The sequence below is a fragment of the Frigoribacterium salinisoli genome (assembly GCF_054781095.1).
The window spans coordinates 135,079-161,687 of sequence record NZ_BAAGVB010000002.1 but is presented as its reverse complement, the minus strand read 5'-3'; the positions used below and the strand labels follow the sequence as shown (position 1 = coordinate 161,687).

Genomic DNA, 26,609 nt, shown 5'->3' with positions numbered 1-26,609 from the left:
ACTCACCTGCGGAACGCGCGACGTCGCCGACCGTGATGTTTTCGTGGAAACCGTCGTCGGAGACTAGGGAGCCGTCTGCGCGAATTCTGTAGATGGGCGCGTCAAATCGCTTTGTCCACGCGATCGATGCGGCGTCGTCGTCGTCCGCTCCCGAGAGGACAAGGAATCAAATCCGGACATTTCCGTATACGTTTCTCCGGTAGGCGCCAATCACTTCGATCGATTCGTCCATCATGTCGATGGCTACCTGCACCGCGCGCGCTACCGTGACCGCGGACCCGAATATATTCGGAACTCCATAGGGGTTGCCGAAGCTGCAGCCCCTAGATTGCTTGATGGGAATGCGGTTGATCGTGTTCTCGGCCGCCGGGCCAGCACCGATCAACGCCGCGGGCTCACGAACCAGCATCATCTCCGTCTCGGTGACCTCGTCTCCGAGCTCGAAACTTCGGTTGTCGCGAACCAACCGAACCTTCCCCTTCGTCAGGTTCCGAACCGCCGCGAGTTGCATACGGGTCAGCGGCCCATAGATTTCGTCCCCAGGAGCGAAGATGCCAACTTGGAACAATAGCCGACCGAGCGTCACCGTGACTGTGTTGCTGGTTGCGCTATTGGCTCCCGGCATCACCCACGACGTATTGTTATCCCCGTGCGGCATCTCGCACCGCGCCGCCTGAACGACTAGTGGACCGAACGGCTGTCGATGCCGGTAGAAGTCGTGGAAGCGGTCTTCGTGTGCCTGCTGCGCGTGGGCTTTATCCTGCAGAGTCCTTACCAGGGCGATCTTTGTAGCCCAGCTTCGAAACGTCGCGGCGTCGGAGGCATCGATCCTTGACGTGGTCATCTGTCCAAGCGCAACAACCATCGCTTTGGCGGTTTCATCTAGCTCCGCCATCCAACCGTTGTTACAGGTAGCGCAGACATCCCGAACCTGCTCATCAAACTGATGATTAGCCCCTCGGCGCGCAATGTGACCGTTCGGTGTCGTTTGAAAGACATTTACAGGACCGGTCCCGCTCCTCGGGAACAGGCTTGCCCAACTTCGCGGATACACGTGTTCCTTTGTCAGCGGTGAGTCGGTAAGTCCGCAGAACACGCATGGCCGATAAATGTTCACTACTGAAGCGTAGCCACAGCGTCCGACACTGCGGGCGCCCACCCGAAAGGGTATGGACCAACCCGGGCTGTCGCTCGCTGTGCCAGAGCTGCGCCGGGAGCGCGGTTCCGCTCAGTGGCGAGAGGGATCGCGTCGGCGCTGCGCGGCGGACCCGTGGACCTCTGTAGCTGCGACGTGTGTGTCTGTTAGCCAGTCCTCCAGTGGACCCCCGGGTGCTTACGGATGGCCCCGGACTCCTATAGCCCTGCTCCGGGGCGAACTCCGTCTCACATAGGTGGTCCGCGAATTATGCCAATTCACGCACGCCATACGGACACCTCCCCTTGTACGAAGACTTAGCCGACCCCTGGTCAACGGGACCCGTCTCTGCTGCCAAACATCGTGTCCCTGACCATATTTCAGACACGTTGAGTGGCAGTCGGACAAGTTAGCTGGCGGACGACAGGAAGCGACGAACTAGCCAGCAGTTCGACAAACTAACTCGCGGACGAGAACAACCCCTACTGGTTCGGCATGTCCACGAACCGCGAGAACATGCCGTGGAACGCCACGGTGATCGTGTCCGTGGGGCCGTTGCGGTGCTTGGCGACGATGAAGTCGGCCTCGCCCTGGCGCGGGTTGTCCTTCTCGTAGGCGGACTCGCGGTGCAGCAGGATCACCATGTCGGCGTCCTGCTCCAGCGAACCCGACTCACGCAGGTCGCTGATCGCGGGCTTCTTGTCGGCACGCTGCTCCGGACCACGGTTCAGCTGCGACAGCGCGATCACGGGCACCTGCAGCTCCTTCGCCATGAGCTTGAGCGCACGCGAGAACTCCGAGACCTCCTGCTGACGGCTCTCGACGCGCTTTCCGCTCGTCATCAGCTGCAGGTAGTCGATGACGATGAGGCGCAGCCCGTGCTGCTGCTTCAGGCGCCGGCACTTGGCGCGGATCTCGACCAGCGTCATGTTGGGCGAGTCGTCGATGAACAGGGGCGCGTCGTTGATGCGGCCGCGCACCTGGGCGATCTTGTTCCAGTCCTCCTGGTGGATCGTCCCCTTGCGCATGCTCTGCAGCGGGATGCTCGACTCCGCCGACATCAGGCGCATCGCGATCTCGCTGCGCCCCATCTCGAGCGAGAAGAAGACGCTGGGCATGCCGTTGCCGATCGACGCCGCCCGCGCCAGGTCGAGCGCCAGCGTCGACTTGCCGAGCGCCGGTCGAGCCGCCACGATGATGAGCTGCCCCGGGTGCAACCCGTTCGTCAGCGCGTCGAGCTGCGAGAAGCCCGTCGGCACACCGGTCATCTGACCGTCACGGCCCTTGGCCGCCTCGATCTCGTCGATGGCCGCGGTCACGGCGTCCGTCAGCGGGACGTAGTCCTCGGTCTGCACTCCCCCGGCCACGTTGTAGACCTCGGCCTGCGCGTTGTTGACCAGGTCGATGACCTCGCCCTCGCTCGCGTAGCCCATCTGCACGATGCGGGTCCCCGCCTCGACCAGACGACGCAGCACGGCCTTCTCGGCGACGATCGACGCGTAGTAGCCCGCGTTCGCCGCGGTCGGCACGAGGCTCGTGAGCGTGTGCAGGTACTCGATGCCGCCGGCGCGCGACAGCTCCCCCGACTTCGTGAGCTCGTCGCTCACCGCGATCACGTCGGTCGGCTCGCCGTGCGAGTACAGGCCCATGACGGCGTCGAAGATGACCTCGTGCTTGGGCAGGTAGAAGTCCATGCCGCGCACGGTCTCGATGACGTCGGCGACGGCGTCCTTCGAGAGGAGCATGCCGCCGATCGTGCTCTGCTCGGCCAGCAGGTCGTGCGGGGGCACCCGGTCCATCGGCATGCCCTGCTGCTGCGAGTGCGACCTGTCGCGGGACTGGTCCGACGCGAGACCGAGCTGGGCGATCGACACGGTGGGGGCCTCCTGGGTGGCACGAGTGGCGGGGCCGCGAGCAGAGCTGCGGCGGGGGTCTGGGACCGTTCTACGGGGACCCTCCGACACTGCGAGCGGGCCCGTGTCGAGCGCTCCCGAGAGACGCTGGTACACCGTAGGGACACCTCGTTCTCCACAGCAAATCAACCTGTGGATAACTCTGGGGAGAATCCGTGGGAAACGCGGGGCGGTGTTGTTGACAACTGTGGACTGGCCTGTGGACAGAGAAGTATTTCGGCCCCGCTCCCCCGCCTTGATCTGGGTTTTTCGTGTCCCCACCCTGTGTGCACAAAAAGGTCTCAACGGGCGGCTGAAGGTTGCCCTCGAGGCCCGTTTCTCCACATCCGTAGTTGACAGCGACTGTTGCGGGCCAGTAGTGCCTGGGAGCGCTCCCAGGCTCGCGTCACCCGGACGAGTCCTCCCGGACCCCACCCGTCCACCCGCGCGCAGGAGGCCCGTCACGCCCTCAGGAGGCCCGCCCACGCCTCCTGCCCCACCGAGGTGACCCGACCTGCGACCTCGCTCCCCCGGAGGCAGCAGAACGGGTCACACCGCCCCACCCCACTCGCGCACACGCCTCCCCCGCGCATCGAGGTGACCCGACCTGCGACCTCGCTCCCCCGGAGGCAGCAGAACGGGTCACCTCGATGGCAGCCACCACCCCCACGCGCACGAACGCCGAGAGCGGCGGACCCCCGGGGGGGACCCGCCGCTCTCGGCGTGAGACGTGCGACGCACAGCGCGCACGAGGCGCGCAGACAGTGCTACTTCGCGGTGACCACGTTCAGGACGATCGTCGCGACGACGTCCTCGCGGAGGCGCAGCGTCGCCTCGTGCTGACCGACGACCTTGATCGCCGACGTGATCTCGACCTTGCGCTTGTCGATCGTGGCGACGCCCTGGGCGCTCACCGCGTCGGCGACGTCGCCGGGACGGACGGAGCCGAACAGGCGGCCGTCGGCACCGGTCTTGACGCGCAGGGTGATGGGGTTCGCCTCGAGGCGAGCCTTCATGTCCTTCGCCTCTTCGATGGTGGCGAGCTCGCGAGCGGCACGAGCGGCACGGATCTGCTCGACCTGCTTCTCGCCGCCACGGCTCCAGCCGACCGCGTAGCCCTGGGGCACGAGGTAGTTGCGGGCGTAGCCGTTCTTGACGTCGACGACGTCGCCGGCAGAGCCGAGACCCGTGACTTCGTGGGTGAGGATGACCTTCGACATGCTCTACCCCTTTCTCAGCGGCCGGAGCCGGCGTAGGGGAGGAGCGCCATCTCGCGGGCGTTCTTCACGGCACGGGCGATGAGGCGCTGCTCCTGGACGGAGACGCCGGTGATGCGACGGGCACGGATCTTGCCGCGCTCCGAGATGAACTTGCGAAGGGTCGCGACGTCCTTGTAGTCGATGACGCCGACGCGGATCGACTTCGCGGGGGCGGCGTTCTTGCCGCCCTTCCCGCGGAGCGGCTTGCGGCGGTCGCCGCTGCTCTTTCCAGCCATTGTTTTCTGCTTTCGAGTTCAGATGAAGAAGATGTGAGGTGCGACGGAGGCCTAGAAGGGCGTCTCGTCGTTGTAGGTGCCGCCGGGGGTGTTCCAGACGTCGCCGGACGAGGAGGAGGACCCTCCGCCGGCGGGCTGGCCCCAGGGCTCCGCGGCCTTCTGGCCGCCTCCGGACTGCTGCTGACCGCCGCCGACCTGGCCCTGCTGACCGCCACGGTCGCCCCCGAAGGAGCCACCGCCGTCGCGGGACGAGGAGGCGCGGGTCACCTGGGCGGTCGCGTACCGGAGCGAGGGGCCGATCTCGTCGACCTCCAGCTCGATGCTGGTGCGCTTCTGCCCGTCGCGGTCGTCGTAGTTGCGCTGGCGGAGCCGGCCCTGTGCGACGACGCGGCTGCCCTTGGTGAGGCTGGAGGCCACGTGCTCGGCGAACTCCCGCCACACGCTGGCGCGGAGGAAGAGCGCCTCGCCGTCCTTCCACTCGTTCGACTGGCGGTCGTACGTGCGGGGGGTCGACGCGATGGTGAAGTTCGCGACCGCGAGCCCGTTCTGCGTGTAGCGCAGCTCGGGGTCACTCGTGAGGTTGCCCACCACTGTGATGACGGTCTCGCCTGCCATCGGTTACTCGGCAGCCTTCGGAGCGGCGTCGGCCTTCGGAGCAGCGGCAGCCTTGCGGGCGGCCTTCTCGTCGGCGGTCTTCTTGGCGGTGGCGACCATCGCGATGGCCTCCTCCGCGCGGAGGACCTTCGTGCGGAGCACGGCCTCGGACAGGCCCAGCTGGCGGTCGAGCTCGACCGTGGCGGAGGCGTTGGCCGTGAGCGCGACGACGGCGTAGATGCCCTCGGTCTGCTTCTTGATCTCGTAGGCCAGGCGACGACGGCCCCAGATGTCGACGTTGTCGACGGTGCCGCCATCGTTGCGGATGACGTTGAGGAACTTGTCCAGGCTCGGAGCGACCGTGCGCTCGTCGATACCCGGGTCGAGGATGACCATCAGTTCGTACTGGTGCATGGGTGACCCACCTCCTTCGGACTCGAACGGTCGCGGTATCTCCGCGACAGGAGGGTGTGCATGCTGTGGTGCACCCGTCTCCGGGCACACGCAACCTTCAGAGCGTACCGGCAGGAGGCTCGGAGGACAAGGCGGGCGACGTCACGCCACCGACGCGGCGGCGCCGCCAGCGGGGGAGCCGCTCAGCCGGCGGGGTGCCCGAGGTGCGCCTGCCCGTCGACCGAGCCGGCCCAGGCGAGCACGCGGGCGACGGCCTCGCGCCGCTCGCTGGAGGCGTTGCCGACGAGGGCGACGTCGGTCGCGTGCTGCGGCACGCCCCAGAGGGTGCCGTCGCTCGAGAAGCGGCTGACGAGCGCGGGGGACCAGGCGCTGCGCGAGCGGGAGCCGAGCGCGGCGTCGACGTCGACGAGGTGGCCGGCCTCGGCGTGGGCCCGGATCGAGCGGGCGTCGAGCCAGAAGACGTCGGGCGCCGTCCCGTCGACGAACCCCTGTGCGAGCACGTCGTCGCGGTCCTCGCGGGGGAGCACCGTCACCTCCACGTCGAGGTCGGGGTCCATCTCCTCGAGCTGCGTGAGCGACATGGCGTAACCGGCCCGTGCGGTGTCGTTCCAGACGGCGACGGTGATCGGGGCCGTCCTGGGGGACCGGTCCGCCCCTCCTGCCGCACCGGCGCCCGTGGCGGCGGCACCGCCGACGAGGGCGAGGCCGAGCGCGGCGGCGGCGAGGGTGACGAGTCTGCGGGGCACGCCGCGAAGATACGCGTCAGGAGGCCCGAGCGCCGCCCCGGTGCGCGATCCGGCCTACGAGGCGGTCGCCCCGCCCTCCGCGGCCGGGGCCTGCGCCGCACCGTCGCCCGCACCCCGCCCGGCCCACCAGGCCAGGAGCCGCCGGGTCGCCTCGTCCTCGCCGAGCGGCCCCTCCTCGGTGCGCAGCTCGAGCAGGAACCGGTACGCCTCGCCGACCTCGCGACTGGGCCCGATGCCGAGCACGGCCTGGATCTGCACGCCGTCGAGGTCCGGGCGGAGGGAGTCCAGCTCCTCCTGCTCGCGGAGCTCGGCGATGCGCTGCTCGAGGTCGTCGTAGGCGAAGGCCAGCCGGTCGGCCTTGCGGCGGTTGCGGGTGGTCACGTCGGCCCGGGTGAGGACGTGCAGGCGCTCGAGCTGGTCGCCCGCGTCGCGCACGTAGCGCCGCACGGCCGAGTCGGTCCACGCGCCCTCGGTGTAGCCGAAGAAGCGCAGGTGCAGCTCGATGAGGCGCGACACCGCCGAGATGGTGTCGTTGTCGAAGCGGAGGGCCTTGAGCCGCTTGCGGGCGAGCTTCGCGCCGACCACGTCGTGGTGGTGGAACGTCACGACCCCGCCGGGCTCGAGGCGGCGCGTGGCCGGCTTGCCGCAGTCGTGCAGCAGCGCGGCGAGGCGCAGCGTGAGGTCGGGCGCCGCGTCGGGGTGGCGCTCGCGCTCGTGGTCGATGGCCTGCTCGAGCACCGTGAGGCTGTGCTCGTAGACGTCCTTGTGGTGGTGGTGCTCGTCGACCTCGAGCTGCATGGCGGGCAGCTCGGGCAGCACCCGCTCGGCCAGGCCGGTCTCGACGAGCAGCCGCACGCCCTCGGTCGGGGCGGGGGTGCGCAGCAGCTTCGAGAGCTCGTCGGCGACGCGCTCGACGCTCACGATCTCGAGGGTGCCGGCGCGCTCGGTCATCGCCTCGTGCACCTCGCCCGACACCGTGAAGCCGAGCTGCGCCGTGAAGCGGGCGGCGCGCATCATGCGCAGCGGGTCGTCGCGGAACGAGTCGACGGCCGCGCCGGGAGTCCGCAGGCGGCGGGCGAGCAGGTCCTCCACGCCGCCCGAGGGGTCGACGAGCACGCGCTCCGGCAGGCGCAGGGCCATCGCGTTGACGGTGAAGTCGCGCCGCACGAGGTCGTCCTCGAGGGTGTCGCCGAACTCGACGACGGGCTTGCGGGTCTCACCGTCGTAGACGTCGCTGCGGTACGTGGTGATCTCCACGTCCTCGCCGTCGATGCGCGCCGCGATCGTGCCGAACCTCCTGCCCACGTCCCACGTGGCCTCGGCGATCGGCGTGACGATCGCGAGGATCGCGTCGGGGTCGGCGCTCGTCGTGAGGTCGAGGTCGTTGACGGGGCGACCGAGGAACGCGTCGCGCACGGGGCCGCCGACGAGGGCGAGCTCGTGACCGGCCGCGGCGAAGGCGGTCGCGAGGCGCTCGATGCGGGGGGAGCCGGCGAGACGTTCCAGTCGCTGCAGGGCCGAGGAGACGTCGTCCATGACGCACCAGCTTGCCACGTCGCAGCAGGTCGGCCCGGGCGCCCAGGTCGCCGTTGCCTAGACTCGCACTGCCCCGGGCTCGACCGAGCCGCGCGGCACCACCGCCCATGAAGCCTGCATCCGCCCTCCTCGCCGTCGCCGCGTCGACCCTCGTCGCCGTGGGCCTGGCCGTGCCGACCGCTCCGGCGACCGCGGCGCCGAGCCCCACGCCGAGCACCAGCGCGAGCGCCGGGTCCGCGGCCGACGCCGGTGCCGCGTCGATCACCGTGGCGCCCGCCGCCGGTGGCGTGCTCGCGCCGGGCGACGACCTCGAGGTGCGCCTGGCGGTCTCCAACGACACCGACGAGGACCTCCCCGCCGGCACCCTGCGGCTGTTCCTCGACCGGCCGGCCTTCGAGACGGCCGCGGACGTCGACGGCTGGCTGCACCCCGACGACCCGAGCGGCTCCGACTACCTGGGGTCGCTCGTCGCGAGCGTCGACGTGCCGGCCGTCGCGGCGGGCGAGCGCGTCGAGCTCGACCCCGTCACGGTGCCCGAGTCCCGGGTCGCCCTGGCCGGGCGCGACTGGGGAGCGCGCGCCCTCGGGGCCCGCTGGCTCGTCGCCGGCTCCGAGCAGGCGCAGGCCCGCAACAGCGTCACCTGGTACCCCGCCCAGGACTTCACCCCCACGCGCGTCGCCCTGGCCGCCCCGATCACGACGCCCGAGTCGACGACGGGCGTGCTCGACGCCGCGGCCCTCGCCGCCTACACGTCGCCGCGGGGCACCCTCACCCGCCAGCTGCGGCCGCTGCTCGACCAGCCGGTCGCGATCGCGGTCGACCCGATGATCCCGGCCAGCATCCGCCTCCTGGGCTCCGAGGCCCCCGACTCGGCGGTCGCCTGGCTCGACGCGCTCACCTCCGCCGACAACGAGCTCTTCGCCCTCTCGTACGCCGACGCCGACCTCGCGGGCCTGAGCCAGGCCGGCAGCCCCGTCCTCGGGCCGACCTCGTTCGAGCACCTCGTCGACGCGTCCCGCTTCGACGGCACGGCCACCGCGCCGCCCACCGCGACGATGACGCCCTCGGCCGACACCGAGCCCTCGAGCAGCGACCCAGGAGGCTCGTCCGACCCCGGCACGGAGCCCACGCCCGCCCCGTCCACCGCACCGCCGCTGCCCACCCTCGAGTCGCTCACCTCGGTGCCCACCGACCTGCCGCGGCTCGCCTGGCCCGTCGACGACACCGTCGTCGCCGCCGACCTGGCGACCTTCGCGACCGGCGGCTACGAGGGCACGATCCTCTCGAGCGACAACGTGGCGGCCCCCGAGGGCCCGACCGAGAACGCGCACGCCACGATCGACGGGTCGACCGCGCTCGTCGCCGACGGGGCGCTCTCCGAGCTGCTCGACGAGGCGGCGGGCGCCCGCGACGACCTCGCGCTCGACAGCGCCTCGGCCCGGCTCTCGGCGACCCTCGCCACCATCACGCACGAGCGCCCCAGCGACCGCCGCACCCTGCTCGTCACGCTCGACCGCGAGTGGGACACCTCCGCCGACCGGCTCGGGCCCGCCCTCGACGCGCTCGAGGCCCAGCCCTGGTCGGCCACGGCCACCCTCGCCGACGCCCTCGCCGCCCCCGCGACCGAGACGACCGTCGTCGACCGGCCCGAGCCCGACGCGCGGGTCGACGCGCTGCGCGAGCTCGTGGCGGCCGACCGTTCCGTCGTCGACTTCTCGACGGTGCTCGAGGACCCCGCCGTGGCCACGGCCGCCCTGCGCCTGCGCACGCTCGCCCTGGCGGCCCCCTCCTGGACCGCCAACGTCGACGGCTTCGCCGGCGAGGTCGACGCGCAAGAGGCCCGCGCGGCCCAGATCACCTCGAGCGTCGCGGTGGTCGAGGGCAGCGACGTCGCGATCCTCGGCGACCGGTCGTCGCTGCCCGTCTACGTGCAGAACGAGACCGACTCGCCCGCCACCGTCTACCTCACCGTGGTGCCCTCGAACTCGTTCCTCTCCGTCGAGGAGAGCTCCATCCCGGTCACGGTGCAGGCGCGGTCGCAGGGCCGCGTCATGGTGCCGGTCACCTCCATCGCGAACGGACCCGTCGTCGTCAACATGACCCTCGCCAGCCAGACCGGGGCCCCCGTCGGGGTGCCCGCCTCCGTCGCCATCACCGTGCAGGCCGGGTGGGAGACCGCGATCACGTGGACCCTCGGCGGGCTCGTCGTGCTCCTCTTCGGCGGCGGGATCCTCCGCAGCGTGCTCAAGCGGCGCCGCGCGCGGGCCGCGGGGACCGACGGCACGGACCCGTCCGGTGCCGACCGGGCCGGCTCCGGCACGGCGGGGCGCACCGCGTGAGCGGCCCGAAGGGCGGGCTGGGCAGGGCGAGCGTCCTCCTGGCCTCCGGCACCATGGTGTCGCGCGTGCTGGGCTTCCTGAAGACCGCCGTGCTCGCCGCCGCCATCGGCCAGACCGGCAGCCGCGCGGCCGACGCGTTCGCGACCGCGAACCAGCTGCCCAACAACGTCTACGCGCTCATCGCGGGCGGCCTGCTCAGCGCCGTGCTCGTGCCGCAGATCGTGCGGGCGGCCGCGCACGACGACGGTGGCCAGCGCTTCATCAACAAGATCGTCACGCTCGGCACGGTGCTCTTCGCCGCGGTGACGTTCCTCGCCACGCTGCTCGCTCCCGTGCTCGTGCGGGTGTACGTGCAGAGCGCCGACGACGGCGGCACCGGCTTCGTGCCGGACCAGCTGGACCTGGCGACGGCCTTCGCGTTCTGGTGCCTTCCGCAGATCTTCTTCTACGCCATGTACTCGCTGCTCAGCGAGGTGCTCAACGCCCGACAGGTGTTCGGCCCGTTCACGTGGGCGCCCGTCGTCAACAACGTCGTCGGCCTCGCGGGCCTCGCGGTCTTCATGCTGGCCTTCGGGGGAGCGGGCGAGAACTCGTCCGTCGACGTCTGGGGCCTCGGCCGCACCACGGTGATCGCGGGCACCGCGACCCTCGGCGTGATCGCGCAGGCGGTGTTCCTGGTGGCATTCTGGCGCCGGGCCGGGCTGACCTTCCGGCCCGACTTCCGCTGGCGCGGCGTGGGCCTCGGCGCGACCGGCAAGGCCGCCGGCTGGCTCTTCGGCATGGTGCTCATCACCCAGCTGGCGGGCGTCGTGCAGAGCCGCGTGGCCTCGCTGGGCTCCGACGTGGGGGCCGCCAGCGCGACCCTCGCCAACGCCTGGCTGCTCTTCATGCTGCCGCACGGCATCATCGCCGTGTCGATCGCGACGGCCTACTTCACGCGCATGAGCGGCCACGCGGAGCGGGGCGACCTCGGCGCCGTGCGCGCCGACCTGTCGAGCTCGCTGCGCACCATCGGCCTGTTCATCGTCTTCGCGGCCGTCGCCATGTGCGTCGTCGCCTACCCGTTCGCGCGCTTCTTCGAGGGGACCTTCGCGGGCGCCGCGGCCATGGCGCACGTGATCCTCGCCTACATGCCCGGGCTCGTCCTGTTCAGCCTCCTGTTCGTCGTGCAGCGCGTCTTCTACGCCCTGCACGACCAGCGGACGCCGTTCTTCATGCAGCTGCTGCAGTCCCTGGTCTTCGTGGCCGGGGCGCTCCTCGCGGCCGCGGTCGTGCCTCCTGAGCGCATCGGCGTCGCGATCGCGATCACGACGACCGTCGCCGGGTCGACGCAGGCGCTCGTCGCCCTCGTGCTCGTGCGCGAGCGCCTCGGCGGCATGGACGCCACGCTCGTGGTCCGCCGCTACCTGGTCTTCGTGCTCGTGGCGCTGCTCTCGGCGGTCGTCGGGCTCCTCGTGGCGCTGGGCATGGGCTCGTTCTCGCCCGACGGCTTCGCGCAGTCGGGGCGCCTGCAGGGCGTGCTCACGGTCGGCGTCGCGGGCGGCGCGATGGCCGTCGTCTACTTCGGCGTCCTGGGGGCCGCGCGCCTGCCCGAGCTGGCCGCGGTGACGGGCCCGCTGACCTCGCGACTGGGGCCGCTCGTGGCGCGCCTGCGTCGCCGCTGACCGCTCCTGCACCGTCCGGCCGCGCCGCGTGGCGGGCAGGAGGAGCGCCCCGCCTGGACGCTCCCTGGCAGCCCGTCAGCACCCGGGAACATCTGGCCGCTACAGTGCGTTCCATCGATCGGCAACGCGATCACGAAGACTTCCGAGGGAAGGTGCCCATGCGCCAGATCATCATCGTCGGCTCCGGCCCGGCGGGCTACACCGCCGGCATCTACGCCGCACGAGCCGGGCTCGAGCCGCTCATCGTGGCGAGCTCGGTCGAGGCGGGCGGCGAGCTCATGAAGACCACCGAGGTCGAGAACTTCCCGGGCTTCCCCGAGGGCATCATGGGGCCCGACCTCATGTACAAGCTCCAGGAGCAGGCCGAGAAGTTCGGTGCCGAGGTGCGCCTCGACGACGTCGAGAGCGTCGACCTGACGGGCGACGTCAAGCGCGTCACGCTGGGCGACGGCTCCGTCGAGGAGGCCGTGACGGTGATCTTCGCCACGGGCTCGGCGTACCGCAAGCTCGGCCTGCCCGACGAGGAGCGCCTCAGCGGCCGCGGCGTCAGCTGGTGCGCCACCTGCGACGGCTTCTTCTTCAAGGAGCGCACGATCGCGGTCGTCGGCGGCGGCGACTCGGCGATGGAGGAGGCGACCTTCCTCACGCGCTTCGCGTCGAAGGTCTACGTGATCCACCGCTCGAAGACGCTGCGCGCCTCCAAGATCATGCAGGAGCGGGCCCTCGCCAACGAGAAGATCGAGTTCCTGTACGACAAGCAGGTCACGGCGATCCTCGGCGACGAGAAGGCCACCGGCGTGCAGCTGACCGACACGGTCGACGGCACCACGAGCGACCTCCCGCTCGACGGGCTCTTCATCGCCATCGGCAACGACCCCCGCGTGCACCTCGTGCACGGTCAGCTCGACCTCACGACCGACGGCACCATCGCGGTCGAGGGGCGCAGCTCGCGGACCAACCTCCGCGGCGTGTTCGCCGCCGGCGACGTCATCGACCCCACGTACCGCCAGGCGGCCACCGCGGCCGGCTCGGGCGTCGTGGCGGCCCTCGACGCCGAGCACTTCCTCGCCGCGCTCGACCAGCACTGGCTGGCCGACCACACCCCCGGCGCGGCCGAGGGCCTCGACACGGCCGAGTCGGTCGCCGACGAGCTCACCGTGGAGGAGACCGTCACCGCCTGACGGGCCCTCCGTCACGACGTGCCCCACGTCACGTCGACCCCGTCGTCACGACGTGCCCACGTCACGATCCCGGCGCCGCACGGCGCCCCGCAGCTCCACCGAGAGGAACCACCATGAGCACCACCAAGGCAGTCACCGACGCGTCCTTCGAGGCCGACGTCCTCACCTCGGACAAGACGATCCTCGTCGACTTCTGGGCGGAGTGGTGCGGCCCCTGCCGCGCCGTCTCGCCGATCCTCGACCAGATCGCCAGCGAGCACGCCGACAAGATCGAGATCGTCAAGCTCAACGTCGACGACAACCCCCAGACCGCGATGAAGTACCAGATCACGTCGATCCCGGCGATGAAGGTCTACCGCGGCGGCGAGGTCGTCAAGACCGTCATCGGCGCCAAGCCCAAGCCGGCCCTCGAGGCCGACCTCGCGGAGTTCCTGGCCTGATCCGGCCGGACCCCCAGCACCACCCCGTGAGCCCGTCCAGCACCCGCTGGGCGGGCTCTCCGGCGTCCTGACCACCTCCGCGGGCTCCGGGCTTATCCTGGGCTGCACCCCCACTCGACAGGACAGGGACGCACATGACCGAACAGGGCACCAACCTCGACCCGTGGTACGACTCCTACGCCGAGCGCACGGCCGGCCTGAGCGCCTCCGAGGTCCGAGCCCTGTTCGCCGTCGCCTCCCGTCCCGAGGTGGTCTCGTTGGCCGGCGGCATGCCCTTCGTCTCGGCGCTCCCGCCCGAGCTGCTCTCGGGCTCCATCGACCGGGTGCTCTCGAGCAACGCCGCCATGGCCCTGCAGTACGGCTCGGGCCAGGGCACCCCCGCCATCCGCGAGCACATCATGCAGGTCATGGCGATGGAGGGCATCCGCGGCAGCGCCGACGACGTCGTCGTCACCACCGGGTCGCAGCAAGCCCTCGACCTCGTCACGCGGCTCTTCGTCGATCCGGGCGACGTCGTGCTCGCCGAGTCGCCCAGCTACGTGGGCGCCCTCGGCGTCTTCAAGGCCTACCAGGCCGACGTGCAGCACGTCGCGATGGACGACGACGGCCTGGTGCCGGAGGCCCTGCGCGAGACCATCGCGCGGGTGCGGGCACGGGGCGGTCGCATCAAGTTCCTCTACACGATCCCGAACTTCCACAACCCGGCGGGCGTGACGCTCACCTGGGCGCGTCGCGTCGAGATCCTCGAGATCTGCCGCAGCGAGGGGATCCTCGTCCTCGAGGACAACCCCTACGGCCTCCTGTCGTTCGACGAGCCGGCGCCGCACGCCATGCGCTCCATCGACGACGAGGGCGTCATCTACCTCGGGTCCTTCTCCAAGACGCTCGCGCCGGGGTTCCGCGTCGGCTGGGCGCTGGCCCCCCACGCGATCCGCGAGAAGCTCATCCTCGCGAACGAGTCCGCGACCCTGGCTCCGAACTCGTTCGGGCAGTTCGTCATCACCGAGTACCTCGACCAGGCCGACTGGCGCGGCCAGATCGACACGTTCCGCGACCTCTACCGCGTCCGGCGCGACGGGATGCTCTCGGCGCTGGGGGAGTACCTCCCCTCGCTGTCGTGGACGAAGCCCGACGGAGGGTTCTTCGTCTGGCTGTCGCTGCCCGACGAGCTCGACTCGAAGGCGATGCTGCCCCGTGCCGTGAAGGAGCTCGTCGCGTACACGCCCGGGACGGCCTTCTTCGCCGACGGGGGAGGGCGGCAGAACATCCGCTTGTCGTTCTGCTACCCGACGCCGGAGTCCATCCGCACGGGCGTGGCCCGCCTCGCGACCGTCGTCAACGGCGAGCTCGACCTGCTGCGGACCTTCTCCGGCGCCGGCCTCGAGCACCGCTCACCGAGCCGGCAGGGCGTCTCCACCCCACCCTCCAACACCCTTTGATCAGCATTTTCCTTGACGGGCCATGGTGCGCGTCGTCCGGCGAGAACGGGAGATCCCTCCGTGAACAGCTCCACCCTGCGCACCGTCACCGTCCTGGCAGGAGGCATCAGCCACGAACGCGACGTGTCGCTGCGGTCCGGCAGGCGCGTCCTCGACAGCCTGCACGCCAACGGCCTCACCGCCGAGCTGCGCGACCCCGACGCGTCCCTGCTCGGACACCTCGCGGAGTCCCGCCCCGACGTCGTCTGGCCGGCCCTCCACGGTGCCAGCGGCGAGGACGGCGCGCTGCGGGGACTGCTCGAGGCGCTCGACGTCCCCTACGTCGGCTCGACCGCCTCGGCGGCCCGCCTCGCCTGGGACAAGCCCACCGCCAAGGAGCTCGTCCGCCGTGCCGGCGTCCGCACACCGCGGAGCATCACGCTGTCGCACGACGCCTTCCGTGAGCTCGGGGCCGCGAGCGTGCTGGCGGCACTCACCGAGGAGCACCCGGTGCCCCTGGTCGTGAAGCCTGCGCGCGGGGGATCGGCGCAGGGCGTGACCGTCGTCGACGACGCGGGAGCACTGCCGCGCGCCATGGTCGACGCCTACACGTACTGCGACGACGTGCTGGTCGAGCAGAAGATCGTGGGCACCGAGGTCGCCGTCGGCGTCATCGACACGGGGGACGGCCCCCTGGCCCTCCCTGCTGTCGAGATCGTGCCACGTCACGGCGTCTACGGCTTCGAGGCCCGGTACAACGCCGGTGAGACCACCTTCTACACGCCCGCGCGGCTCGACGGCGACGCCTCGCAGGCCGCGGCGCGGGCGGCCGTCGTCGCGCACGAGACCCTGGGGCTGCGTCACCTCTCGCGCGTCGACCTCATCATCGATGCGGCCGGGACGGCCTGGTTCCTCGAGGTGAACGTCCTGCCGGGGCTGACCGAGACGTCCCTGGTACCCATGGCCCTCGACGCCGCCGGCTACGAGCTGGGCATGGTCTACGCCGCCCTGGCCGAGAAGGCCGTGCGGGACCACGCCTCGGAGTGACGATCGATCCCTCAGCGAGGTGGCGGGTGAGTAGGCGTTTCACGTGAAACGTCGACGTTGACCTGTCAGTGCTCCAACACGCGAGTGCACAGATGCCCTGGTGAACGGCTCATTCCTCGCGCGGTCCCATCCCGGGCCGCCGCGCGGTACCTGACCGGTTCGCTCGGTCCCGTGGGTGCCCACGGGGAGCCGAGGGTCCGGAGGAACCGGGCGAGCCGGGGAACCGGGCGAGCCAGCGAACCGGGCGAGCCGTGGAACCGGGGGAGGCGGGGAACATCTGTGCCTCTCCCCTGGAGGACCACCGTCGCGAACTGCCTGGTCGGCGCGCACTGACACGCCACCGTCCGGACTCGTCGCCTCTCTACGCTGACGGCCACGACTGACCGGGACTCCACCGGCTTCGAGAACTGCCCCGCGCTCAACTCGGGGGGACGACGCCATCTGACAGGTCTGGTAGCACTCGCCCGGACGACGTCACGTGCCCGCCTGGAAGGGGAGCGTGAGGTCCAAGTCCAGGGCGGGATCTCGTGGGCTCCGCGTTCACCCCTCGACGAGCGTCCACGTTGTCGTCGATCAGGGGTCGGTCCGTGTACCGGTCCATCGCTCGGCGTCGAGCCGCAATGTGCACGCTCGATGCACGGGAGCAGGTCTCCGGGAGAACGCGAGCGCAGCATCTGCGGCCCCGAGCTGAACTGGGCAACCGATGGTGGTCGATGCACCCGCGGACCAACACTGTGTCTCTCGTGCACGCCTGAGGCTCGCGCCGACGGAAGCCCGCACCAAAAGGGGGGAGACAAGTCCGCCACGTGGTCGACACGCATCACCTCTCGCGCATCGCTTCTCTCGCCATGTTTCACGTGAAACGAAGAACGATCTCGCAAGGGTCCTCGCTCGACCTCCTCCACAGAAGAAAGGTCCTGACCAAGTAGGGAGGCTGCAGCCACGCCGATCGCCTGTAACGTACGTTCGACCTGTGGCCCCGCTCGATCCCACGAGGCACTCCCAGTGACGTCTGCTGGACCGCTTGCCCGCTGGGCCGCTGGGCCGCTGGGCCGCTGGGCCGCTGGGCCGCTGCGACCGCTGGGACCACTGCGACCGCTGCGATCGGTGCGATCGCTGCGACTACTGCGACTACTGCGACTACTGCGACTACTTCGAATGCTGCGACCACTGCGACTATTGCGACCGCGACGACTGCTGCGACCACTGCGACCACTGCACATGCTGCGGCTACTGCGACTGCTGGCCGTACCTCGTCGATAGCCGGAGCGCGCTTCAGGTCCGCCCCGGCAGGTGTGGCGCCCTGGGCAGGGTCTCTGCGATGGAGGCGTCTCCTGCCGACCGGCTACGACAGTCAGGGCCCTGGTGCCGGTGGCTATGTTTCACGTGAAACGCCTCGCTACGGCGCAGCGGCGGGATGGGTCGCTCGCACCGTTTCACGTGAAACGCCCGCGATGCAGGACGAGAGCGGGGCACACCTCCGTCGGCTGGGTCGGCCGACCCGGACCGGGCGATGACACACCTGACCGTGCGCCACGATCAACAGGGCCATCGAATCCCACCGCTCATCGAGTACGCCCCGCAGATGACCCATGAGAAGTCTCATCAGCCATTCTCGTTCGTCCCCCCCTGCTCTTTCGCGAGGTGGATGCAGTCACCTCGCCGGAAGGGAAGGGTCGTTGGCAGCGAGCCGGGCCCGGAGGAAGGCGCTTGGTGATCCCTACGGAGGGTGTCAGCTCGGAGTGGACCGGGCCCTCCGTCGAGGACGGTCCCAAGAACGCCCGCAGCTACGACGTCTTCCGCGCCGCACAGGGTGGCGTGGCACGGCGTGCTCCCTCCATGACGTCGCGAGCCTACCTACCTGCCTGCCGGACGACCGGACTCTGGGTTCTCAGTCCGTTCCGCATGGCCGCCTGGCCGCCTGGCCGCCTGGCCGCCTGGGGGCCTGGGGGAGCGTGCGACCCGCTGGTCGGTCCGTGCGAGACGCCACCGCAGCTGGTCATGTGACGAGCGGGGTGTCATCCAGGGGCGATGCAGGCCGCCCGGAGGCCGCCCGGCCGCTCGCCGCCCGGAGGCAGCCCGGCAGTCCGCCGTCCGGAGGCGGACCCGATTGCAGGCTGACCGTGAGGGACCGCCACGCCGACGCTGAGGGCCTGATCATGACGTCGGTCCAGGTTTGGGGAACGCGGTGCACGACCGCCAGAGGAGGGTCACGTGACCGATGGGCGCCACGGTCCCGCAGCTGGTCCGTGACGCGTCCGTCCACCCCCGCGCGGCTTCCGGTAGCACGCAGGTCACCGTCCGTGCTGATGAGGGCATCTTTCGATGATCTCTGCCCACCGCTCGGGGATGGCCGTCGTGCCCGTGACGACCGCCTGCGCGCACGGCTCAGAGCGAATCCGCCGCTGCTGTCGGAGAGACACCCGTAGAGGCGGCGGTCCTGGCAGCTCGCACCATACGTCGGAGGTGCACCGCCCGACGCCACGTAGAGCGAGAGGCATCGGACACCCCTACGCTCTCGTAGCCCGTGCCGCGGGGCACTACTGCGCCCAGGCGATGTCCCACGCCCGTTCCACGTGGAACGGTTCAGCTCAGAGCGCCTTCTTCGCCGAGCTCGGCAAGGATCCGGTTGAGATCGGTCATCGTCGCGAAGTCGATGGTGATGGAGCCCTTGCTGCTCCCCATGCTCACCTTCACGCGCGTCTCGAAGCGGTCACCGAGGTGCTCCGCGATGCTGTTGAGGTGGGCCTGCTGCTCGCTCCTGGCCCCGGTCTGCCGTGTGGTCCTGGGCTTGGCGCTCATGCTCGCCGCGGCCGCCTCAGCGGCCCTGACCGAGAGGTCCTCGTTGACGATCTTCTCCGCGAGACGTTCCATGAGGGTGGCCGTGCCCGTCGAGAGGATGGCACGAGCGTGACCAGCGGACAGCACCCCTGCAGCGACCCGCTTCTGCACGCTCGAGGGCAGTCGGAGGAGGCGCAGCGTGTTGGAGATCTGCGGCCGGCTACGACCGATCCTGACGGACAGCTCCTCCTGGGTGATGCCGAAATCGGAGAGGAGTTGCTGATACGCGGAGGCTTCTTCGAGAGGGTTCAGCTCTGCGCGGTGCAGGTTCTCGAGGAGCGCGTCCCGCAACATGGCCTCGTCGGAGGTGTCTCGGACGATCGCGGGGATCGTCGCGAGACCGAGCTCCTTCGTCGCGCGGAGTCGCCGCTCACCCATGATCAGCTCGTACTGCGGACCGGTCTTCTTGGCGCCCGTGAGCGGCCTGACGACGACGGGCTGCAGCACGCCGACCTCACGGATGGAGGCCATGAGCTCTTGCAGCTCCTCCTGGCGGAACTCCGTCCTCGGCTGCTGAGCGTTGGGGACGATGTCGAGTGGGTTCAGTCCCGCCAGTCGCGCACCGGGCACGGCCACGAGGTCTTCGGCCGTCTGCTGCCCGGAGGGGAAGAAGACGTCGACGGGGCGGTCCTGGTTCTCGTCACCGACGGGGATGAGCGCGCCGATGCCGCGTCCGAGTCCGGTTCTCTTGGTGGCCACTACTGGGGTGCTCCTCGACGTGCTAGTTCGGCGGCCGCCTCGAGGTACGAGATGGAACCGGGGGAGTTGGTGTCGTAACTGATGACGGTCTGCCCGTAACCGGGGGCCTCGCTGATGCGGACGGACCGTGGGATCAGTGTCTGCATGGCCTCGTTCGGGAAGTGCTCGCGGACGTCTGCGGCCACCTGCTGCGCGAGGTTGGTCCGGCCGTCGTACATGGTCAGGAGGATGCTCGAGACCCGGAGCGACGGATTGAGGTGCTTCTCGATGAGCTGGATGTTCCTCAGCAGCTGGCTCAGACCCTCGAGGGCGTAGTACTCGCACTGGATCGGGATGAGCACCTCGTGGGCCGCGACGAACGCGTTGATCGTGAGGAGCCCCAGCGAGGGTGGGCAGTCGATGAAGACGTAGTCGTATCGGTCGCCAGCCTTCTCCGTCTCCTCCAGGTACTCGGAGAGGGCACTGCGGAGCCGCTGCTCGCGAGCCACGAGGGAGACGAGCTCGATCTCCGCACCTGCGAGGTGAATCGTCGCAGGAATGCAGAAGAGGGTGGGGAACTCGGGTGACTGCTGGACGGCGTCCTCGACCTTGCCGTCGCCGACCACGACGTCGTAGACACTCGGCGTCTCGGCACGGTGCTCGACTCCGAGTGCCGTGGACGCGTTGCCCTGAGGGTCGAGGTCGATGACGAGGACTCGTGCACCGCTGCGCGCCAGGGCGGCGGACAGGTTCACCGTGGTCGTGGTCTTGCCCACGCCACCCTTCTGGTTCGAGACCGTGATGATGCGGGTCTCCGCAGGGGCGGGGAGCGGCTCAGTGGAGAGCGCCTGGCGGCGGCGCTGCAGGTCGGCGATCTCGCGGGCCAGGGGAGTGCTGTTGTCGTACTCCGTGGATGATGCACTCACCAGCTGGTCTCCAGATCGCTGTGTTTCACGTGAAACGGTCGATGCTCAGACGCCCGGTCACCGCGGCGCCGATACGACTCCGCAACTCTAACAAGTCGGTGCCCGCGGGACACCGAGGCGAGGCCGTGCAGGGCACTGACCATCGATGCCCCGTACTGGGGAGGAGCAGACGCCGCTCCTGCGCCCACCCCGAACCGCGCCGGGGCCGGCGGGACTCTGGACTCGTTCGACGCGCTGAGGACGTCGCACCACGCTCGTCACCCTGCACGCGAGCCCCGTGCCGCGCCCTGCCCGCCCACCTGCGTCTCGGGGTCGAGCTCGGGGCGGCACCGGACGACGAACCGCGTCACACGCCCCCTGACCCGGACGCCGTACGCCGTACGCCGTGCTCCACACCCCGCACCCCGCAGGGCCCTGCCGGCACTGCTCGATGTCCGATGCCCGCTCGGCAGCGCACTGCGCGTCGCACGGCGTCGTCACCAGCGACCAGCACGACGTGCCAGGACACTCGTGGCGGAGTCCGACCCGGCGCGAGCGAGGCCCGGTGCATCGTGCTCCGCCTCCGGCCCCCTGCTGCTCGCGCCGGGGCAGGAGCCCGACCACCCCGCGGAACCGAACGGCCGACCTTGTCGTTCGACACGCGCGCACCGAGACCGCCGATCGGCGTCCGCGCACTCGTCAGCAAGGCGCCAGAGCATCGTTCTCCCCCAGGTTGTCCACACGTGGAAGAACCCGGAAACCCCTGATCAGAGAGGGGTGCAGAAACGCACTCCACACGTTGTCCACAGGCCGGGCCCGAGGAGGGCGACACGGACGGAGGAACCTCGCGACGGGCCGGGGCGCGCCCGACGCGGGCGGCCCTCCTGCCGGGGAGCGCTCGCGCTCAGTCGAGCGTCGCGCGGAAGACCCTCGTCGTCTCGACGCCGAGGTCGGCACCCAGCTCGAGCGTCTCGACGTCGACGAGATGGTGCCGCGCGATGACCTTGCGGGCGGCCGTGACCTCGTCGTCCACGCGCGCGCCCTTGAGGAACACCAGTTGTCCGCCTGTGCGCACGAGCGGCGCCGTCAGCGGGATCAGCTTCGACAGTGCCGTCACGGCCCGCGCCGTCGCCTGGTCCAGCCAGCCGTCGAGCTCGACCTCTTCGGCGCGACCACGGACGACCTCGACGTTGGTCAGGCCGAGGCGTTCGGTCTCGGCGCGGAGCCAGTCGGTCCGCCGCTCCATCGGTTCGATGAGCACGAGCGTCGAGTCGGGGCGAGCAGCAGCCAGCACCAACCCGGGCAGTCCGGCTCCCGAACCGATGTCGCCCACGCGCCCGGCGACGAGCAACGGCGCGAGCAGACCGCAGTTGACGATGTGCCGCGTCCACAGGCGGGGCAGCTCGAGCGGCCCGATGAGGCCGAGCTCCTCGCCGTGCTCGGCGAGGTCGTGCGCGTACTGGCGCACGACGTCGAGGCGATCGCCGAACACGCGTGCGGCGACGGCGGGCTCGGGCTCGAGCTCGGAGGGATCGGTCATGGCAGGAGGTACGGGTCGGCCGGCGGGACCGGCGTCAGCCGCGCTTGACGACGGTGTGGCGGTCGCGGCCCTCGCCCTCGGACTCCGAGACGAAGCCCCGGGCCGCGACGATGTCGTGGACGAGCTTGCGCTCGTACGACGACATGGGCGGCAGGGCAGCGGCGGTCGCGCCCTCCTCGAGGCGCTCCACCGCCCGCTCGACCATCGCGTTGAGCTCGGCCTCGCGCGTCGCGCGCGAACCACCGATGTCGAGGATCAACCGCGAGAACTGACCTGTCTCGGTCTGCACCGCGATGCGCGTGAGCTCCTGCAGTGCGGTGACCGTCTCGGGCTTCGAGAGCACCCGGAGGTTGCTGTCGGCGTCGGAGTCGGCGCCCGACTCGACGGAGATGTAGGCGCGGCCGCCCCGCGTCTCGATGTCGATGTCCCCGTCGAGGTCGCAGATGTCGAGGAGCTCCTCGATGTAGTCGGCCGCGATGTCGCCCTCGTCGCGGTCCTCGGACGCGTCGCCGTCGGCGACGTCCCCGTCCGCGTGCGCAGCCTCGTCGGCGCCGTCAGCCGTGACGGCCGGGCCGTCGGAAGGCGCGGCCACCGTGGCGGGGCCGGCCACGGCCTCCTGCGCCTCGCCCTCGGTGGTGGGCGTCACGGCGTCGGTGTTCTCGTCGGCGTTCATGGCGGTGTGCTCCTCGGGACCGGTCACTTCTTCTGGCTCTGCTTCTTGGCGCGGTTCTTGCCGACGGGCTGCGTGCGCTGGGTCGTCGACCTGGCGGGCGCCTCGTCGGTGATCTCGGTGACCGTGATGTCGTTGATCGACGGGAGGCCCTTGCGCTGCGCACGCTTGGCGAGGCGCTGCTCACGGGCGAGGGCGGCCTCGCTGCCGGGCGTGGGCATGTTCCGGATCACGATGAACTGCTGCACCATCGTCCAGATGTTCGAGGTCAGCCAGTAGAACATGACGCCGAGGGGGAACGAGAGGCCCGAGAAGACGAAGACGAGCGGGAGGATGTAGAGCAGCATGCGCTGCTGCTTGAACATGGGGCTCGCCTTGGTCTCGGGCGACATGTTCTTCGAGACGATCTGCAGCTGGGTGATGAACTGCGACGCCGTCATGACGACGACCAGGCCCGCGGCGATGAGGCGGACCTCCCACGTGGTGGCCGTGAGGAAGGTCTCCTTCAGCGGCGCGCCCCACAGCGTCGACTCACCGAACGAGGTCGAGAGGGTCTGGTTGAGCAGGCCGACGCCGATGCCCTCGTGCTGGGCGTTCTGCAGCACCGAGAAGAGGCTGAAGAAGATCGGCATCTGGATGAGCAGCGGCAGGCACGAGCTCAGCGGGTTGGTGCCCGTGTTCTTGTAGAGCTCCATGGTCTCGCGCGACATCGCCTCGCGGCTGAACTGGTCGCGCTTGCCGCGGTACTTGTCCTGGATCTTCTTGAGCTGCGGCGCGATCTCCATCATGCGGCGCTGGCTCTTGATCTGGCGCACGAAGATCGGGATCAGCAGCGCGCGGACCACCAGAACGAGGCCGACGATGGAGAGCACCCAGGTGCTGCCCCAGTCGGTGCCCATGCCCGCGCCCGTGAGCAGCGTGTGGAACCCGACGAGGATCGCCTCGACGACCCACTTGAGGGGCCAGAGGATGGTGTCGATGAAGCCCATGGTGTCGGGTCAGCCCTTTCGGTGGCTCGGTGCGGCGAGCACGAGGCTCGAGAGGGGCCGGAGGTCCGGCCCGGCCGGGGAGGACGCGTCGCGTCGCCGGGGGACCACGAAGCCCGCGTCGGTCACGACGTGGCGGTCGTGGCGGGGGAGGGGCGGATCGTCGACGCCGCCCTTCGACCACGGGTTGCAGCGCAGGATCCGCCACGACCCGAGGGCCACGCCGGCGACGACCCCGTGCCGTTGGATCGACTCGAGCGCGTAGCGCGAGCAGCTGGGGTGGTAGCGGCACACGTCGCCGTAGAGCGGCGAGACGACGGCACGGTAGGCGCGCAGGACGGCCACGCACGCGTTGCGGGGCAGCAGCCCCACCACCTGCACCAGTGCCTTCACGCTCTCACGACCTTGTCGACGACCCCCGAGATGTCCGAGAGCAGGGTAGACCACGGAACGTCGGGGCTGCCTGGCAGTGCGCGGATCACCACGTCGGTGCCAGGAGGCACGGACGGGAGGATCTCGTGGCACACGTGCTTGAGCCTGCGGCGGACCGTGTTGCGGGCGACCGCGTTGCCGACCGTCTTGGCCACGATGAAGCCGAACCGGACCAGGTCGTCGTCGCGACGACGCACGTAGACGACCGAGTGCGCCGTGCCCGACTTGCGGCCACGGCGCACTGTGGTTCGGTAGTCGTCAGCGCGGACGATCCGGTTGGCCTGGGCCAACACGGGGTCGTCAGGCGGACAGCTCGGTGCGGCCCTTGGTGCGGCGGGCGGCCAGGATGGCGCGGCCGGCACGGGTGCGCATGCGAGCACGGAAGCCGTGCTTCTTGGCGCGGCGACGGTTGTTCGGCTGGAAGGTTCTCTTGCTCATGGGTTCATCTCCGAGGGGGAAGCGGACCTGGCCGGCTGCCGTGATCCGAGAAGTCTTGTCGCAGCCCCTGGGGCTGCCCCAACTGCACGATCGTACGCGCCAGCCGACGCGCTGGTCAAACGCGCTGGGGCCAGGAAGTTGTCCACACTGTTGACAACTCTGCTCGCGGTCTCGGGGGAGAGCGAACTAAGGTGGGACTCCCATCGCGCCCCGATCCCTGATCCGGCGCGGAGAACGGCAGCACGACCGCCGGCCCCGGACTCCGAAGGCCCGTGGAGAACGCTGTGGACAAGTCGGTGGACAACAGCATCGGCACCCGACAGGAAGAGCATGCAGTGGTGAACGCCGTCGATCCGGTCCAGGACCTCTGGAGGTCCGTCCTCGCGGGCCTCACGGTCGACGACCGCATCACCCCCCAGCTCCGGGGCTTCGTCAGCCTGGTCGAGCCGAAGGGCGTCCTCGCCGGCACCCTCTACCTCGAGGTCCCCAACGACCTCACGCGAGGCATGCTCGAGCAGCGCATCCGCGGTCCGCTCCTCGAGGCGATCGCGGCGCAGGGCGACCCGAGCGTCTCGAACTTCGCCATCACGGTGAACCCCGACATCACGCCGGAGGCCCCGGCCCGTCCGGTCGAGCGCACCGAGCCCGCGCAGTACGTCGAGGCCCCCTTCGTGCCGACGCCGGTCGAGTCGCCGAGCGCGGGGTCGCGCGCCGACTCGCGGCTCAACCCCAAGTACAACTTCGACAACTTCGTCATCGGCGCGTCCAACCGCTTCGCCCACGCCGCGGCGGTCGCCGTGGCCGAGGCGCCGGCGAAGGCCTACAACCCGCTCTTCGTCTACGGCGACTCCGGGCTGGGCAAGACGCACCTCCTGCACGCGATCGGGCACTACGCCGAGACGATGTACCCGGGCATCCGCGTCCGCTACGTCAGCAGCGAGGAGTTCACGAACGACTTCATCAACTCGATCGCCAACAACCGTTCGTCGCAGTTCCAGCAGCGGTACCGCGAGATCGACATCCTGCTCATCGACGACATCCAGTTCCTGCAGGGCAAGGACTCCACGCAGGAGGCCTTCTTCCACACCTTCAACACGCTGCACGACCACGACAAGCAGCTGGTGATCACGAGCGATCTGCCGCCCAAGCAGCTCACGGGCTTCGAGGACCGCATGCGCAGCCGCTTCGAGTGGGGCCTCATCACCGACGTGCAGGCGCCCGACCTCGAGACGCGCATCGCGATCCTGCGCAAGAAGGCCCAGAGCGAGAAGCTGCAGATCCGCGACGAGATCCTCGAGTACATCGCGACGAAGGTGTCGAGCAACATCCGCGAGCTCGAGGGCACCCTGATCCGGGTCACGGCGTTCGCGAGCCTCAACCGGACCGAGGTCGACCTGACGCTCGTGCAGACGGTGCTCAAGGACCTCATCACGCTCGACGAGGACAACGTCATCGCGCCGGTCGACATCATCAACCACACGGCCGACTACTTCCGGCTCACGGTCGACGACCTCTACGGCTCGTCCCGCTCGCAGGCCATCGCCACGGCCCGCCAGATCGCGATGTACCTGTGCCGCGAGCTGACGAACCTGTCCCTCCCCAAGATCGGCCAGCTGTTCGGCAACCGGGACCACACCACGGTCATGTACGCGAACAAGAAGATCAGCGAGCTCATGAAGGAGCGCCGCTCGATCTACAACCAGGTCACCGAGCTGACCAGCCGCATCAAGCAGGACAACCGCTACAAGTAGTGGGGTCGGGGTCGCAGGAGGCCCGCGGCGCCACGAACGCCCGTCACCGTCTCGAGACCGGTGGCGGGCGTCGTTCGTCCGCCCCCGAGCCTCCTGCGACCGCCCCGACACGCCCTCGGGGAGGGATCCATCCCACAGTGTGGACAACTTGTGGAAAGCCGTGGACAACCACCCCTCCAGGTGGGGAGCCGAACGGGTCGCCTGTGCACGGAGCCCTCCGGGGGTCCGTCGACCGCCCCGAGACCACCACCTCGGCTCCACACTCTCTCAACAAGTCACACGCGTGTAGTTCCCCGTCGCCAGGCGGTTTCTGACAGGTTGTCCACAGTGTGCACAACGGTTAAGACTGTTACTCCTGAATGACAAAGAATCCGCGAGGGAACAACCTTGTGGACAGATCGGCCCCGGCTCACCGGCCCGCCCTCCGGCCGGTCGGGGCGCTCCCGCGCTGTGGCAGGATTGGCGGG

At 69.9% G+C, this 26,609-nt stretch carries 23 protein-coding genes; 7 read left to right on the top strand and 16 right to left on the bottom strand.

Translation table 11 applies throughout. The features are described 5' to 3' along the window. Positions 1-166: 166 nt before the first annotated feature. The 8 genes from ACYVHQ_RS06565 to ACYVHQ_RS06530 all read right to left on the bottom strand — a co-directional run bounded on the left by ACYVHQ_RS06565 (position 167) and on the right by ACYVHQ_RS06530 (position 7,812). Positions 167-895 (bottom strand): hypothetical protein, encoded by a 729-nt coding sequence (locus ACYVHQ_RS06565; protein WP_460511382.1) that lies wholly within the window; start codon positions 893-895, stop codon positions 167-169. A 722-nt stretch (positions 896-1,617) separates the two neighbouring features. After that, on the bottom strand, positions 1,618-3,009 hold the full coding sequence (gene dnaB / locus ACYVHQ_RS06560; protein ID WP_460511381.1) for a replicative DNA helicase: 1,392 nt from the start codon (positions 3,007-3,009) through the stop codon (positions 1,618-1,620). Positions 3,010-3,794: 785 nt separating this feature from the next. Continuing rightward, positions 3,795-4,247, bottom strand: coding sequence for a 50S ribosomal protein L9 (rplI, locus tag ACYVHQ_RS06555; protein WP_460511380.1), 453 nt, complete (start codon positions 4,245-4,247; stop codon positions 3,795-3,797). A 14-nt stretch (positions 4,248-4,261) separates the two neighbouring features. Then, complete coding sequence (rpsR, locus tag ACYVHQ_RS06550) at positions 4,262-4,522, bottom strand: 30S ribosomal protein S18 (RefSeq protein WP_043595327.1); 261 nt, start codon at positions 4,520-4,522, stop codon at positions 4,262-4,264. A 51-nt stretch (positions 4,523-4,573) separates the two neighbouring features. Further along, positions 4,574-5,137 carry a single-stranded DNA-binding protein gene (locus tag ACYVHQ_RS06545; protein ID WP_460511379.1) on the bottom strand — a complete coding sequence of 188 codons (564 nt, stop codon included), beginning with the start codon at positions 5,135-5,137 and terminating at the stop codon, positions 4,574-4,576. A gap of 3 nt (positions 5,138-5,140) precedes the next feature. Then, entirely contained in the window at positions 5,141-5,530 is a 390-nt protein-coding gene (gene rpsF, locus ACYVHQ_RS06540) for a 30S ribosomal protein S6 (RefSeq protein WP_460511378.1), read from the bottom strand. A gap of 182 nt (positions 5,531-5,712) precedes the next feature. Beyond that, positions 5,713-6,276, bottom strand: coding sequence for a hypothetical protein (locus tag ACYVHQ_RS06535; RefSeq protein WP_460511377.1), 564 nt, complete (start codon positions 6,274-6,276; stop codon positions 5,713-5,715). Between the two features lie 54 nt (positions 6,277-6,330). Beyond that, the gene (locus ACYVHQ_RS06530) at positions 6,331-7,812 is read right to left on the bottom strand and encodes a CCA tRNA nucleotidyltransferase (protein WP_460511376.1); all 1,482 of its coding nucleotides are present in this window, start codon (positions 7,810-7,812) and stop codon (positions 6,331-6,333) included. A 107-nt stretch (positions 7,813-7,919) separates the two neighbouring features. On the opposite strand from ACYVHQ_RS06530, the gene ACYVHQ_RS06525 reads away from it, so the two are divergent. The 6 genes from ACYVHQ_RS06525 (at position 7,920) to ACYVHQ_RS06500 (ending at position 15,901) form a co-directional block, all read left to right on the top strand. Continuing rightward, positions 7,920-10,151, top strand: coding sequence for a DUF6049 family protein (locus tag ACYVHQ_RS06525; protein ID WP_460511375.1), 2,232 nt, complete (start codon positions 7,920-7,922; stop codon positions 10,149-10,151). Continuing rightward, a complete protein-coding gene (murJ, locus tag ACYVHQ_RS06520) occupies positions 10,148-11,815 on the top strand; it encodes a murein biosynthesis integral membrane protein MurJ (protein WP_460511374.1) in 1,668 nt (555 codons plus the stop codon). Before ACYVHQ_RS06525 ends, murJ begins: the two co-directional genes overlap by 4 nt. Positions 11,816-11,973: 158 nt before the next feature. Further along, positions 11,974-12,996 carry a thioredoxin-disulfide reductase gene (gene trxB / locus ACYVHQ_RS06515; RefSeq protein ID WP_460511373.1) on the top strand — a complete coding sequence of 341 codons (1,023 nt, stop codon included), beginning with the start codon at positions 11,974-11,976 and terminating at the stop codon, positions 12,994-12,996. Positions 12,997-13,109: 113 nt separating this feature from the next. Continuing rightward, positions 13,110-13,436: a thioredoxin gene (trxA, locus tag ACYVHQ_RS06510; RefSeq protein WP_460511372.1), complete on the top strand. Its 327-nt coding sequence runs from the start codon at positions 13,110-13,112 to the stop codon at positions 13,434-13,436. A gap of 134 nt (positions 13,437-13,570) precedes the next feature. Next, on the top strand, positions 13,571-14,875 hold the full coding sequence (locus tag ACYVHQ_RS06505) for an aminotransferase-like domain-containing protein (RefSeq protein WP_460511371.1): 1,305 nt from the start codon (positions 13,571-13,573) through the stop codon (positions 14,873-14,875). Between the two features lie 60 nt (positions 14,876-14,935). Beyond that, positions 14,936-15,901 (top strand): D-alanine--D-alanine ligase family protein, encoded by a 966-nt coding sequence (locus ACYVHQ_RS06500; protein WP_460511370.1) that lies wholly within the window; start codon positions 14,936-14,938, stop codon positions 15,899-15,901. A 2,586-nt stretch (positions 15,902-18,487) separates the two neighbouring features. Here ACYVHQ_RS06500 and ACYVHQ_RS06495 read toward each other — a convergent pair. From ACYVHQ_RS06495 to rpmH, 8 genes are all read right to left on the bottom strand, one after another. Next, entirely contained in the window at positions 18,488-19,441 is a 954-nt protein-coding gene (locus ACYVHQ_RS06495; protein WP_460511369.1) for a ParB/RepB/Spo0J family partition protein, read from the bottom strand. Then, complete coding sequence (locus tag ACYVHQ_RS06490) at positions 19,441-20,349, bottom strand: ParA family protein (RefSeq protein ID WP_460511869.1); 909 nt, start codon at positions 20,347-20,349, stop codon at positions 19,441-19,443. The genes ACYVHQ_RS06495 and ACYVHQ_RS06490 overlap by 1 nt, the downstream gene beginning before the upstream one ends. Before the next feature lie 880 nt (positions 20,350-21,229). Further along, positions 21,230-21,865, bottom strand: coding sequence for a 16S rRNA (guanine(527)-N(7))-methyltransferase RsmG (gene rsmG, locus ACYVHQ_RS06485; RefSeq protein WP_460511368.1), 636 nt, complete (start codon positions 21,863-21,865; stop codon positions 21,230-21,232). 34 nt (positions 21,866-21,899) lie between these two features. After that, positions 21,900-22,538 (bottom strand): Jag family protein, encoded by a 639-nt coding sequence (locus ACYVHQ_RS06480; protein ID WP_460511867.1) that lies wholly within the window; start codon positions 22,536-22,538, stop codon positions 21,900-21,902. A 23-nt stretch (positions 22,539-22,561) separates the two neighbouring features. Beyond that, positions 22,562-23,524, bottom strand: coding sequence for a membrane protein insertase YidC (gene yidC, locus ACYVHQ_RS06475; protein WP_460511367.1), 963 nt, complete (start codon positions 23,522-23,524; stop codon positions 22,562-22,564). 9 nt (positions 23,525-23,533) lie between these two features. Beyond that, positions 23,534-23,914: a membrane protein insertion efficiency factor YidD gene (yidD, locus tag ACYVHQ_RS06470; RefSeq protein ID WP_460511366.1), complete on the bottom strand. Its 381-nt coding sequence runs from the start codon at positions 23,912-23,914 to the stop codon at positions 23,534-23,536. Next, positions 23,911-24,246, bottom strand: a complete 336-nt coding sequence (gene rnpA / locus ACYVHQ_RS06465) for a ribonuclease P protein component (protein ID WP_460511365.1) — start codon at positions 24,244-24,246, stop codon at positions 23,911-23,913. The genes yidD and rnpA overlap by 4 nt, the downstream gene beginning before the upstream one ends. Before the next feature lie 7 nt (positions 24,247-24,253). Then, positions 24,254-24,391, bottom strand: coding sequence for a 50S ribosomal protein L34 (gene rpmH / locus ACYVHQ_RS06460; protein ID WP_157157687.1), 138 nt, complete (start codon positions 24,389-24,391; stop codon positions 24,254-24,256). 338 nt (positions 24,392-24,729) lie between these two features. On the opposite strand from rpmH, the gene dnaA reads away from it, so the two are divergent. Next, positions 24,730-26,142: a chromosomal replication initiator protein DnaA gene (gene dnaA, locus ACYVHQ_RS06455; protein ID WP_460511364.1), complete on the top strand. Its 1,413-nt coding sequence runs from the start codon at positions 24,730-24,732 to the stop codon at positions 26,140-26,142. The last annotated feature ends 467 nt before the right edge of the window (positions 26,143-26,609 follow it).